The 12,503-nt window shown below is 67.9% G+C and carries 12 protein-coding genes; 6 read left to right on the top strand and 6 right to left on the bottom strand.

Annotation, left to right across the window (positions count from 1 at the left end):
* Positions 1 to 61: 61 nt before the first annotated feature.
* Positions 62 to 1,633, bottom strand: a complete 1,572-nt coding sequence (locus G0D83_RS03930) for an FAD/NAD(P)-binding protein (protein ID WP_164189695.1) — start codon at positions 1,631 to 1,633, stop codon at positions 62 to 64.
* 391 nt (positions 1,634 to 2,024) lie between these two features.
* On the opposite strand from G0D83_RS03930, the gene G0D83_RS03925 reads away from it, so the two are divergent.
* Entirely contained in the window at positions 2,025 to 3,080 is a 1,056-nt protein-coding gene (locus tag G0D83_RS03925) for a type III polyketide synthase (protein WP_164189693.1), read from the top strand.
* Entirely contained in the window at positions 3,080 to 3,586 is a 507-nt protein-coding gene (locus G0D83_RS03920; RefSeq protein WP_164189691.1) for an isoprenylcysteine carboxyl methyltransferase family protein, read from the top strand. The genes G0D83_RS03925 and G0D83_RS03920 overlap by 1 nt, the downstream gene beginning before the upstream one ends.
* A 65-nt stretch (positions 3,587 to 3,651) precedes the next feature.
* Here the strand turns inward: G0D83_RS03920 and argE are convergent, their stop codons facing one another.
* The 4 genes from argE to G0D83_RS03900 all read right to left on the bottom strand — a co-directional run bounded on the left by argE (position 3,652) and on the right by G0D83_RS03900 (position 7,959).
* Positions 3,652 to 4,857 carry an acetylornithine deacetylase gene (gene argE / locus G0D83_RS03915; protein WP_164189689.1) on the bottom strand — a complete coding sequence of 402 codons (1,206 nt, stop codon included), beginning with the start codon at positions 4,855 to 4,857 and terminating at the stop codon, positions 3,652 to 3,654.
* Positions 4,854 to 6,344 carry a tripartite tricarboxylate transporter permease gene (locus tag G0D83_RS03910; protein WP_164189687.1) on the bottom strand — a complete coding sequence of 497 codons (1,491 nt, stop codon included), beginning with the start codon at positions 6,342 to 6,344 and terminating at the stop codon, positions 4,854 to 4,856. Before G0D83_RS03910 ends, argE begins: the two co-directional genes overlap by 4 nt.
* Positions 6,345 to 6,356: 12 nt before the next feature.
* Positions 6,357 to 6,851 (bottom strand): tripartite tricarboxylate transporter TctB family protein, encoded by a 495-nt coding sequence (locus G0D83_RS03905; RefSeq protein WP_164189685.1) that lies wholly within the window; start codon positions 6,849 to 6,851, stop codon positions 6,357 to 6,359.
* Positions 6,852 to 6,987: 136 nt separating this feature from the next.
* Entirely contained in the window at positions 6,988 to 7,959 is a 972-nt protein-coding gene (locus tag G0D83_RS03900; RefSeq protein ID WP_164189683.1) for a tripartite tricarboxylate transporter substrate binding protein, read from the bottom strand.
* Positions 7,960 to 8,080: 121 nt separating this feature from the next.
* On the opposite strand from G0D83_RS03900, the gene G0D83_RS03895 reads away from it, so the two are divergent.
* Positions 8,081 to 8,992 carry a LysR substrate-binding domain-containing protein gene (locus tag G0D83_RS03895; RefSeq protein ID WP_108970541.1) on the top strand — a complete coding sequence of 304 codons (912 nt, stop codon included), beginning with the start codon at positions 8,081 to 8,083 and terminating at the stop codon, positions 8,990 to 8,992.
* A gap of 218 nt (positions 8,993 to 9,210) precedes the next feature.
* On the top strand, positions 9,211 to 9,435 hold the full coding sequence (locus tag G0D83_RS03890) for a hypothetical protein (protein WP_108970540.1): 225 nt from the start codon (positions 9,211 to 9,213) through the stop codon (positions 9,433 to 9,435).
* A 106-nt stretch (positions 9,436 to 9,541) separates the two neighbouring features.
* Here G0D83_RS03890 and G0D83_RS03885 read toward each other — a convergent pair whose 3' ends face one another.
* Positions 9,542 to 10,153, bottom strand: a complete 612-nt coding sequence (locus tag G0D83_RS03885; RefSeq protein WP_164189681.1) for a GntR family transcriptional regulator — start codon at positions 10,151 to 10,153, stop codon at positions 9,542 to 9,544.
* Positions 10,154 to 10,340: 187 nt separating this feature from the next.
* Between G0D83_RS03885 and G0D83_RS03880 the strand changes: the two genes are divergently transcribed.
* A complete protein-coding gene (locus G0D83_RS03880) occupies positions 10,341 to 11,765 on the top strand; it encodes a M20 family metallopeptidase (RefSeq protein WP_164189679.1) in 1,425 nt (474 codons plus the stop codon).
* A gap of 20 nt (positions 11,766 to 11,785) precedes the next feature.
* On the top strand, positions 11,786 to 12,502 hold the full coding sequence (locus G0D83_RS03875) for an ABC transporter permease (RefSeq protein WP_095881749.1): 717 nt from the start codon (positions 11,786 to 11,788) through the stop codon (positions 12,500 to 12,502).
* The last annotated feature ends 1 nt before the right edge of the window (position 12,503 follow it).

The raw sequence follows: 12,503 nt of genomic DNA, 5'->3' as shown, positions 1-12,503 counted from the left end.
AACCAGATTACACGCGCGGTGCCGATGTAGCGGCGCGCTGTCCCAACGTCCGACTTCCGCCCTAGGCCGTGGCGCGATCTCCCATGGCCTCGGCGATCACATTGGCGGTTGTGCTGCCCATCTCCCAGGCGTTCACCAGCCCTTGCACGAAGGGACGCCGACGCAGCAGCACCGGCAGCGCGAGGCAGTGGACGCGGCCCGACGAGGCCGCGCCGAGCGGCAGGAGCAGATCCTCGAACCGCAGCGGCCGGGCAAGAAGGTCGGCGCGGGCGAGCGACGGGAACCCCAGGTCCGAGAATTTCAGAGCGCGCTGACCGCGCGCGTCGATGAGGATCTCGACCTCGGTCTCCAGCTGATCCCCCGTCACGCAGAGCCCGGTCCGATGCTGGGCGATCCGGCTGTGGTCGCCCAGACGGACCACCTCGAGCACCCCCGCCTTGCGCAGCGCGAGCAGACGCTTGACCGAGAAATGGGGAACACAGGCATAGCAGTCGGTGAAGACCGGCTTCAGCGTGGCATGAAACGCCTCGACCTCGGCTTCCGTGAACCGTGGTATCAGCGTCTCGAAAAGCTCGTGCGCCCTCAGCAGCGCGCTGCGCCAGGGCGTCGGGCGCTGCGCCGTCACGCTCTCTTCGGCCCGCGCGAGGTTTTGCTCCGCCCAGTCAAACGGATCCGCCGCAAGACGTTCAGAGAAATAGGCCGCCCTGAACTCCTCCCGCCCGATCTCGCGCCCCCCGAGGCGGTCCAGCCAATCCCCGTCCGCCTCGTCGAGGTCGGCGAGAAACGCCTGGTACGCCCGCTCGAGCAGCGGCCCCTCCGCCGCCCCGCAGGCGGCCAGCCTGGGCAGCTCCGGCAGGGGCAGCGGATACCAATAGTCCGCCTCCGGCAGCAGGCCCTTGCGCGACATGAGGCTGATCAGAAAGTCGGTCTGCCCCTCGTCCAGGCTATAGGCGAGGCCTCCCTCCGCGTCGACAAAACGACCCCGTGCCGAGGCGACGGTCACCGCGACGTCTATCGCGGACAGAGACGTGCCCAGCACGCCAATCCTGCGCTGCGGCAGCCGCCCCAGCTTCTCCGCCGGCCAGGCAGACTGAAGCTGCACGCCGCCGTCAGCGACCGTATCCGGCCAGCGGTGGCCGGTGGCGAGCACCACGTCTGAATACTCTGCCTTCGCCGCGCCGGTGGGGCTGTGCCAGGTGACCTCGATGCCCGTCAGGCGCGGGCGAATGTCCTCAACCGTGTGATGCAGGTGAAGCTCGATCAAATGTCCGCCGCGCCGGCCGCGGGCGACCAGCTCCGCCATCTGCGCGGTGAAATAGGCGCCGAGCGCGAGCCGGGGATAGAAGGCGTCCTCGCCGATGTCTTCCTCGCGGAGTGCGAGCCGCGCGAGGTCGGAGCGATCGAGGCCGCGAAGCCAATCGTTGAGCGACACGGCCACCGGCGGCAGCTCGCGGCTCGCGATGTTCGAGAGCATCGACGGTGCATTCATCTCGGCGTTGTAGGGCATGCCGGGGCCCGCGGCGGGACCCTTTTCGAAGATGTCGACATGCAGCCGCGACGGCGCCTCGCGCAGCAGCGCCGCAAGCGTGTAGACGCCGGTCGGTCCGGCTCCGACGATCGCGACCCGATGCATTGCACGGGGGCGGATCGCCAAACCCCGGGGGGACTTGCACACCGGCCTGTTGCCACGCGCGGTGGGACGGAGAGGAGTCTCGAAAGCCATGCGCAATCTTTGCTCGCTGGAGGGGAAGTCGCCGGAGGGGAAACCATCCTCCGTTTAGCCGAACTCGGAAGATCGCGGCGGGTTCCGACGGGCCGGGGTATTTCGCCGATCGGCCCAAGATCGCCTTCGGGATCGCCCGCTCATCCGGCAATGACCCGGGCCTGCGAGCCCCCCCCGGCAAGGACGCGCCGGCAGAGGCTGCGGAACGAAACTACGGGATCCGCGTTGTGCCCCGACTGCCGCGCGGAGGGCTGGTAACGGGCCGCATTCCTCGAAGGCCGCCTTCAGCGAAAGAGCACGGATGAACGTATACCTGCACGGACTTTCGACAGCCCTCCCGGGACATTGCCTGCAACAATCCGAGGTCCGCGCCCGCGCGGCGGAGATCTTCGGAGGCGTCTACCCGGATTTTTACCGCCTTTCCAAGAGCTTCGACACCGCCGGGATCGACACCCGACACTCGGTCGTGCCGCTCGACTGGTTCGCGGAGCCGCATGGCTGGGCAGATCGCGCCCGGGCCTTCTCGGCGGGGGCCAAGGCGCTCTTCGTGGACGCTGCGCGCGCGGCGCTCAGCCAAGCCGGATGGCAAAGCGCCGAGGTGGATGTCGTCGTCACCGTCTGTTCGACCGGCATCGCGACGCCCTCGCTCGAGGCGCAAGCGTTGACCGAGATGGGGTTTCGCGACACGGTGCTCCGCGTGCCGATCTTCGGGCTCGGCTGCGCGGGCGGCGTTTCGGGGCTGGCAACGGCCGGCCTTCTCGCGGCGGGACGGCCCGGAGCCAAGGTGCTGCTGGTCGTCGTCGAGACCTGTTCGCTCGCCTTCCGTGCCGATCGCCTGCAGAAGGCCGACATCATCGCCGCGGTGCTCTTCGGCGACGGCGCCGCCGCGGCCTGCCTGTCCGACAGCAGGCCCATGGACATGCCGAGCGTCGGGCTCGGCGCCCCGCACCAGAAGACCTGGCCCGAGACGCTCGGGATCATGGGGTGGGACGTGGACGAAACGGGCTTCGGCGTGGTCTTCGACCGCTCGATCCCGGCCTTCATCACCAGCGAGTTCGGCGCCGCGGCGCAGGAGGCGGTGCGCCTCGTCGAGACACCGATCACGCGTTACGTCTGCCACCCCGGCGGCGCGAAGGTCATCGAAGCGCTGGAAGGCGCCCTTCACATCGAACAGGGCGCGCTCGACGCCGAGCGCGAAGTTCTGCGCCGCGCCGGCAACATGTCCGCCCCGACGGTGCTGTTCGTGCTCAAGGCGGTGCTGGACGCGGGCCGCACGGGACAGATGATGGCCTGCGCCCTTGGGCCGGGGTTCACCGCCTCCTTCCAGCCGCTCAGCGTCGGCGCAGAGGCAGCGTGATGGAAAAGGCAACGGCGCTCTTTCTCGGCTTCATAGTGCTGCAAAGGCTCGGCGAGCTAGTGCTTGCGCAGAGGAACACGACCCGGCTTCTCGCAAAGGGCGGCGTCGAGGTCGGCCAAGGCCACTACCCGGTGATGGTGCTCATGCATGCCGCCTGGGTCTTCTGCCTTGTGGTGTTCGGCCATGACCGGCAGGTCGGCCACTTCTGGCTCGGCGTCTTCGTGGTGCTGCAAGTGCTGCGCGTCTGGATTCTCGCCAGCCTCGGGCCGCGCTGGACGACGCGCATCATCGTCGTCGACGCGCCGCTCGTGAGGCGCGGACCGTTCAGATATTTCTCGCATCCCAACTACATGCTCGTCGTGGCCGAGATCATCGTCGCGCCCATGGTGCTTGGGCTGACATGGGTCGCGGTGCTCTTCTCCGTGCTCAACGCCGCCATGCTGAGCTGGCGGATCCGGGTCGAGAACCGGGCGCTCGCGCCGCTTCGGGCACACGCGGGACACTAGCCGCAGAGAGACCACGGCGTGCCGCCCGAACGGCGGACCGGACAAGCGCCCGGTCCGCCGAAGGCTCAGTCAGCGCCGCCGGAAAGCTCGGCGACGATGCCGTCGAGGAACGTCACGCAGGCGGCGAGCTGGTCGAGATCGACGAACTCGTTGGGCTTGTGCGCCTGCTCGATCGAGCCCGGCCCGACGATCACCGACGGGATGCCGCCGACCTGCTCGAAGATGCCGCCCTCGGAGCCATAGGACACCTTGCCCGCCCAGCTCTCGGGCATCAGCCGCGCATAGCGGGCATAGCCCGCGGTGTTGCGAGCTTCGCCCATCGGCGGGTAGGAAAAGATCCGCTCGAAGGTGATGCCGGTGCCGGGGGTCTTGGCGGCCATCTCGGTGCAGATCTCGGACTCGATCTGTGCCAGCAGCTCGGCCATGTCGGCCTCGGGATCCATGTCGGCGATCGAGCGCAGCTCGAAGGTGAAGCTGCAGCTGTCGGGGGTCACGTTGGTGGCGACCCCGCCGTCGATCATCGTCGCCAGCATGGTCGCATGCGGCACGGTGAAATCGGGATCGAACGGCCCCTCGGTCTCGTAGCGCTTGCCCCGCGCCGAGATCAGCGCGATCGCCCGGGCGGCGTATTCGATGGCGTTGACATGCTCGGGCACGAAGGAGGAATGCCCCGAGGTGCCGGTGACATGCGCGCGCATGGCGATCTTGCCCTTCTGGCCGGTGACCAGCTCCATCATCGACGGCTCGCCGATGATCGCGAACTCGGGCGGCACCGGCAGCGCTGCAAGATGCCGCGCGATCGCCGGGGCGCCAAGGCAGCCGACTTCCTCGTCGTAGGAAAAGCACATGTACACCGGCCGGGCGAGCCGGGCCTGCGCCAGCGCCGGGGCGACCGACATGGCGCAGGCGGCAAAGCCCTTCATGTCGCAGGCGCCGCGCCCGTAAAGCCGGCCCTCCCGAATCTCGGCCTTGAACGGGTCGCTCTGCCACTCGGGCTCATCTGCCGGGACCACGTCGGTGTGCCCCGACCAGACCAGCCCCGCGACGTCCTCGGGGCCGAAGGCGGCGACGAGGTTGGCCTTCTCGCCGGTCTCGTCGGGCAGCAGGGTGATCCGCCCGCCGAGACCTTCGAAATAGGCCGCCATGTGGTCGATGAGCGGCCGGTTGCCGTTGCGGGACACCGTGTCGAAGGCGATCAGGTCGGCCAGGTGCTCTGCCGCGCGCGCGATGCGCGCCTCGGCATCCGGCAGGCTCTCGCGTTTCAGGCTCATTGCGCAACTCGTCTTTCTGTCTTTGTCTTCTGGATTTCCCGCCGCACCGTGATGGTCAGCACGAACAGGATGAGGACCGCGAAGATCCAGGTGATCGGCGAGGAGAGTAGCACCGAGATGTCGCCGCGCGAGATCGCCAGCGCCCGGCGCAGGTTTTCCTCGAGCATCGGCCCCAGGATGAAGGCGATGAGGAAGGGAGCCGCCGGAATATTCAGCAGGAACATCCCGAAGCCCACCACGCCCATGATCAGCAGCACGGCCACATCGAAGGTGCTCGAGGCGATCGAGTAGATGCCGAAGATGCACAGCAGCAGCACCAGCGGCGTCAGCAGGGTCTGCGGGATGTGCGAGACCTTGGAGAACATGCGCATGGTCACCTTGCCGGCGAAAAACAGCAGCACCGAGGAGACCAGCATGCCGATCAGCAGCATGTAGACCTCGTGGATGTTGGTCTGGAACAGCAGCGGACCGGGGGTGAGACCCTGGATCATGAAGGCCCCCAGCATGACGCCGGTGATCACGTCGCCCGGCACGCCGAGCGCCAGCAGCGGGATCATCGTCGCGCCGCAGGCGCCGTTGTTGGCCGATTCCGAGGCGGCGATCCCTTCGAGCTCGCCCTTGCCGAAGTTGGTGCCCGTCTTCGAGCTGCGCTGCGCCTCGCCGTAGGAGAAGAAGGCCGCCGAGGACGGGCCGATGCCGGGGATCGCCCCGAGCACCGAGCCGATCACCGAGCCCTTGAGGATGGTCTTCAGCGAGCCCAAGAACTCCTCGCGCGTGACGTGCTGCGCGCCGAGCGTTGCCGCCTCTTCCTTCTTGGCCGCGCGCATCACCACCAGCTTGATCAGCTCGGGCAGCGCGAAGAGGCCGATCAGCACAGGCGCGATGGACAGGCCCGCCTGCATGTCGGGGGTGAAGGCAAAGCGGAACGAGCCGTACATGTCCTCGCCCACGGTCGCCAGCAGCAGACCCAGCGCCGCCGAGACGAGACCCAGCAGCAGCGAACTGCCCGACACGCCCGCCACGGTGGTCAGCGCGAAGAGCATCAGCATGAAGAACTCGGGCGGTCCGATGCGCAGCGCCAGCACGGCGAGCGGCGCGGCGAAAAAGATCAGCGACAGGTTCGAGATGAAGTCGCCGATCACCGAGGAATAGAGCGCCATGTTCAGCGCCTTGCCGGCCTTGCCCTGCTGCGCCAGCGGGTAGCCGTCGAGCGCGGTGCAGGCCGCCGAGGCTGTGCCCGGGGTCTTGATCAGGATCGCCGAGACCGAGCCGCCGTAGGTCGACCCCTTGTAGAGCGCGACCAGCAGAAGGATCGAGGGCACCGGCTCCATGTAGAAGGTGAAGGGCAGCGCGAGCGTGACCGCCATCGTGCCGGTCATCCCGGGGATCGCGCCGACGATGACGCCGCCCCAGATGCCGGCGATCATGATCAGCAGGTTCTGCAGCGTCGCCACGGCGACCAGCGCGGAGAGGATTTCATTGAGCATGGGTATCTCCGATCAGAAGCCGAAGGGCTTCGTCAGCACGCCCTTGGGAAACTGCGTGCCGAGCGCGGAATGGAAGAACATCTGCAGCAGGATCGGCCCGCCGAAAGCGAGCAGCGCGATCCAGACATAATGGCCGCGCTCGCCGGTCATCAGCACGATGCAGAGCGTGAGCAGCACCGACGAGACCAGGAAGCCGAGCAGCGGTATCGCCACGAGGAAGAGCACGAAGGCCAGCATCAGCCCGGCGAAACGCGCGCTCATCCGGGCCTTGGAACTGCCGTCGGTCTCGACCGGCTCCTCGGCGGGCGCGTCGCGTGTGAAGGCAAAAAGCAGCGCCAGCGCGCCAAGCAGGATGCCGGCAAGCGAGACGGTGCGCGGCCACATGTCCGGCGGCGGGGCGAAGCCCGGGATGAAGGCCGGGCGCGGCACGTAGAGGGGAACGAGAACGAAGGCGGTCAGCGCAAAGAAGGCGACAATGATCAGCCCCCGCAGGACGGGCTTGGGCATGGCGACGCTCCGGAAAGATGAGGGGGCCCCGGTCTGGGCTGGGGCGGGGCGGGGTGCGGCCCGCGAGATCGGGACCGCACCAGGGTTCAGGCAGTCAGGCGGGCGGCGCCTCGGCGCCACCCTGAGCGCTTGGCGCTCAGTTCGACAGGTAGCCGAAGTCCTGCGCAAGCCCGTGGAACAGCTCGTACTGGCTCTTGGCGTAGTCGGTCATGTCGACGTCGCCGATGGTCGAGATCGAGCCGCGGCGTGCCGCAAGGTCGAGCCACGTCTCATCCGTCGCGACCTTGCCCAGCACCTCGTGCCACTTGGCAACCACGTCCTCGGGCAGGTTCTTGGGACCGTAGAGCGCGCTCCAGCCTGCGATCTGGCCGGCCTTCTCGTAGCCGAGCTCGGCCGCGGTGGCGACCTCGGGCAGATCGCCCATGCGCTTGGGAGCGAAGACCATCAGCGCCTTCATGTCGCCGCTCTTGATGTGCGGCATCAGCGAGGCGGCTGCCATGGCGACGAAATCGACGTGGCCGCCGAGCAGCGCGGTGGCGAGCTCGCCGCCGCCCTTGTAGGGCACCAGCGTCGCGGCGGTCAGCGGGTCGAGATCGTTGTCGGCCAGCAGCGCCTGCGTGGTGAAGCCGTCGATCGCGGTTGCGCCCGAGGCGGCATAGGTCATGCGACCGTCGCTGTCCTTGATCGCCGCCACCAGCTCTTCGACGCTGTTGTAGGGCGCGTCACCGCGCACCGCGAGGATCATCGGCGTGGCTTCCAGCGCGCCGAGGAAGGTGTAGGCGTCCCACTCCACGGCATTGCCGGGGGTCACGGCCGGCGAGAGCGCCATGCCGACGCGGGCCAGCAGCAGCGTGTAGCCGTCCGGCTCGGCTTCGGAGACCGAGCGCGCCCCGTTCATGCCGCCGGCGCCGGGCTTGTTCATCACCGTCACCGGCTGGCCGAGGAAGGGCTGCGCGGTTTCCGCCAGCGCACGGCCGGCAAGGTCCGAAGCGCCGCCGGGGCCGTAGGGGACGACCAGCGTCACCGCCTGATCGGGATAGTCCTGCGCGACCGCGGGGCCGGTTGCAGCGATCACCGCCAGAGCGATGCTTCCGAGAAGTTTCTTCATGATTACCTCACATCTTTTCCGGCCGGGCCGGACTGTTGGATGTGGTGCACCATTCACAGTATGCGGAAGTTGACAATAGTACACCGCAACTTGCATAAACTGCATACTGAGGGAGAGGTTTGTGTTCAAGACACGGGAATTAGAGGCATTTGACGCCTACATGCGCCTTGGCGGCGTCAAGATGGCGGCGGAAGATCTCGCGGCAAGCCAGCCCTTGGTGAGCCGCCTTCTGGCATCTCTGGAGGAAAAAGTCGGATTCGCCCTCTTTCGGCGCAAGCGCAACCGACTGGCGCCGACGCCCGAGGCCTTTCGCTTTCACCAGACCGTGGTGCGTCACCTTGCCGGGCTGCGCGGGCTCGAACAGGAGGCCCTCGCCATTGCCAACGGCGAGGTCGGCCATCTGGTGATCGCGGCGCAGCCGATCTTCTGCGACACCTTCCTGCTCGACGCGCTGCGCGCCTTCCGCGTCACCCATCCGCAGGCCACGGTGCAAATCGTCGACGTCGGCATGGCCGAGATGCTGCGGATGATCAGCGAACAGCGCTGCGACCTGGCCTTCGGCATCACGCTCAACGCCGAGGCCTTCGGTGCCGAATCCCGCCCGCTTGCCCATTGCGAGGCGCATTGCCTGCTGCCGAAGGGACACGCGCTTGGCGAGCTTGACGAGATCCCCCTGCCCCGGCTGCGCAAGGAGTGGTTCATCGACCTTGCGCAGGGCAGCCCGCTGCGGCAGCGCGTGGACCACATGATGGATACGATCAACGTGCACCGGACCATCGCCGCCGAGCTGCGCACCCTGCACAGCGTGGTCCGGCTGGTCGAGCGCGGCGTCGGGGTGGCGATCGTCGACCCGGTGGCCAATCAGCTCATCGACCTGGAGAGAGTCTCCTCGCATCGGCTGATTCCGGCAATCACCTGGGACATCGCCCAGTTCGTGCCCCACGATCGCCCGCTGGGGTCGGTCGGCCTGGCCTTCGCCGCGGCGGTGGAGACGGAAATAAACAACCTAAAGGATGCGGGAATTGTGACCTGAAGGGACCTCTCCACCGGCGCTATCGGCACGCGGGCGCCGAGAGCGCTGACGGTCAAACGTCTGATGCCGTGAGACAATTATGAACCCTCCCGGCGCCCGGCAGAGCTTCGCTCACAAGGCCGCTGCGGCGCCGCGCCGCAGCGTGACAGGCGCGACAGTCATATTAAAGTTGTGCAGCGCGGGTACGGTGGAGGTGCCTGTGCAAGGGAGGTGATTTCATGACTGTCGATTTTGATACGGTCCGCTCGTTGCGGAAATTGGTGCGCCTCAAGCTCGGGGCGACCGACCTCGAAAAGGCCTTTTTGAATGCGCCGCAGCGCGCGCTGGAAAACCGCTCGCCACGCGAGATTCTGGGGGATCGGGATTTTTACGAGGTCATGCGGCTCAGCGTCTTGGTCTCGTCGATCGCGCCGCGCGGCCGGTCGCAGTCGCGCGCCGCCTGAACGCCCGGCAAAATACCCCGAGCGGAGCAGGTTTTATCGCTTCGACGCAATATCCCGCAGGGCCCGGAGCGGTCACCGCTGCTCCGGGCCCTGTCGTGTTCGCGCCTCAGTCGGCGCGCTGCAGGATATGGTCGCGGATCAACCGCGCCAGCCCTGCGCCATCGCCCGTTCTGACCGCCTCGACCATGTCGAAATGCTCCTGCGCCGAGCGTTCGATTCGAGAGCGATCCAACCATTGCGAGGCTGGGGCCGGCGAGGTGCGCATCCGAAGATCGGCGACCAGAGCCACCATCGCCGGGTTGCGCGCACAGCCCAGCAGGGCGCCGTGAAACGCGAGATTGGCGTCATAAAGCAGGTGAAACGGACCATTGATCGCGATCTTCTCGAACTCCGCGGCCAGACGCCCGAGGTCGGCGATGTCGGCCTCGGCGGCATTGCGGCAGATCGCCTCGGCAAAGCCGGTCTCGATGGCGACGCGGATATCGAGAACCTGGTCCGCCTCCTCGGTATCGGCCGGGTGAACCGAATACCCACGATTTTTCTCATGCCGGATCAGCCGCCGCCCGGCGAGCGCCTCCAGCGCCTTGCGCACCGGCGCGCGGCCAACCCCGTAGCGCTTCTGCAAATCCACTTGCTTGAGCCATGAACCCGGCGTGAACCGTCCCGCGCGCAGATCCTGCGCCAGGCGTTCGATGATCTTCTCGGCGTCTTCTGACATTTCTTGTCCCTGTCCCTTCTCCCGGTTCTAGACCATGCCCCGCGGCAAAGGAATCGTTTCATCGCCGGCCCCGAAGTCCTCCGGGCAGCGGCTGTTTTCAAACTGCCCAAACTTCGATCTTGCAATGTTACCAAAATTGGCACCAATACTGCAGCCAATATCAGGCAGAACCGCGAGGGCAATCAAAATGACCGCCAGCAACACCGACAGCATCTGGCCCCAGGTGGACGCGCGGGAGGCGGCGTTCTGCGCCTTGTCGGACCGGGTGTGGGACATGCCGGAGACCAATTTCGCCGAGCACCGGTCCTGCGCCGAACACGCCGAGATGCTCGAGGCCGAGGGCTTCCGCGTCACCCGGGGCGTCGCGGGACTGCCGACCGCGGTGATGGGCGAGGCCGGAGACGGCGGGCCGGTGATCGCCATCCTCGGTGAATATGACGCGCTGCCGGGGCTCAGCCAGCGGGCGGGCGTGGCCGAGAAGATGCCGTTGCAGACCGGCGCACCGGGGCATGGCTGCGGCCACAACGTGCTTGGCGCGGGTTCGATGCTGGCCGCCGCTGCGCTGAAGGGCTGGCTCGAGGAGACCGGCCGCCCCGGGCGGGTGCGCTACTACGGCTGCCCCGCCGAGGAGGGCGGCTCGGGCAAGGGCTTCATGGTGCGCGAGGGGCTCTTCGACGACGTCGATGTGGCGATCTGCTGGCACCCCGCGCCGCTCGCCGCGGTCAACACCCCGATCTCGCTGGCCTGCAACGAAATCCTCTTTGAATTCGAGGGCCGCTCCGCGCATGCTGCCGCCGCGCCGGAACTGGGGCGCTCGGCGCTCGACGCGGTCGAGCTGATGAACGTCGGCGTGAACTTCCTGCGCGAGCACATGGTCGACTCGGCCCGCATCCACTACGCGATCACCGACGCCGGCGGCCATGCGCCCAACGTCGTGCAGCCCTATGCGGCGGTGCGCTACCTGATCCGCGCGCGCGAGCTCGACGAGCTGCTGCCGCTGGTCGAACGGGTCCGCAAGGTGGCCGAGGGCGCGGCGCTGATGACCGGCACAACGGTGCGCAACCGGGTGCTCTCGGGCGATGCCAACCTGATCGGCAACACGCCCCTCGAAGCGCTCATGCACGCCCAGCTTGAACGGCTCGGCCCGCCCGCCTTCGACGCCGAGGACCGCCGCTTTGCCGAGGCGATCCGCAAGACCCTCACCCCCGAGGAAATCCGCGCCGCCTTCAAGCGCTTCGGCGTGGCGCCGCGGATGGATCTGCCGCTCTGCGATTTCATCCCGCCGCTCACCCAGGGACAGGGCGGCGGCGTCGGCTCGACCGATGTCGGCACGGTGAGCTGGGTCGTGCCCACCGTGCAGGTGCGCGGCGCGACCTATGCCATCGGCACGCCCGGGCACTCCTGGCAGCTGGTGGCGCAGGGACAGTCTGGCATCGCCCACAAGGGCATGGTTCACGCCGCAAAGGTGATGGCCGCCACCGCCAAGGCGGTCTTCGAGGACCCGGCGCAACTGGCTGCCGCCAAGGCGGACTTCGAGCGCCGCCGCGACGGGCGGCCCTTCGTCAACCCGCTGCCCGATGACGTCGCCCCGGACCTGCCGGTTCCGGCCTGACCCCCAAGCGAGAGCAGACCATGGACCGCCCCGGATTCTTCGACCTGATGAGCTTCGGCCCCGATGGCTGGGCCCCTGCCCTGCTGCAGGCGACGCTGATGACCCTTGCCGTCGCCGGCACCGGCTACCTGATCGGCGGCACGCTCGGCGCACTGCTGGCCTGGGCCAAGCTGCGCGGCGGCCCGGTGCTGCGGGGGATCGCCGGAACCTACACCACCGTGCTGCGCGGCATTCCCGACCTGCTGGTGATCTACCTCTTCTACTTCGGCGGCTCGATGATGCTGACCAAGCTCATGCGCGGCTTCGGCTACGAGGGCTTCGTCGACCTGCCCGGGTTCGCGGCGGGCGCCATGGCGATCGGCGTGGTATCGGCGGCGCAGCATGCCGAGGTGTTCCGCGGCGCCTACCGGGCGGTGAACCCCGGCGAGATCGAGGCCGCCAGCGCCATCGGCATGTCGCGCAGCACGCTGTTCCGCCGCATCGTGCTGCCGCTGACCGCGCGCCACGCGCTGCCCGGGATGGGCAACGTCTGGCAGATCACCCTCAAGGAAAGCGCGCTGGTCTCGGTCACCGGGGTCGTCGAGCTGCTGCGGCAGGCGCAGATCGGCGCCGGGTCGACCCGCCAGCCCTTCTACTTCTTCTTCGCCGCGGCGGTGCTCTTCCTCGTCGTCACCTGGGGCTCGGGGCTGATCCTCGGCCGCGCCGAGCGGCACTTCAATCGCGGCCTGCAGAGGTAAC

Source organism: Salipiger sp. PrR003 (assembly GCF_010500785.1).
GTDB lineage: Bacteria > Pseudomonadota > Alphaproteobacteria > Rhodobacterales > Rhodobacteraceae > Salipiger > Salipiger pacificus_A.
The sequence above is the reverse complement of the archived record's forward strand: the minus strand, read 5'-3'. Positions and strand labels throughout refer to the sequence as shown.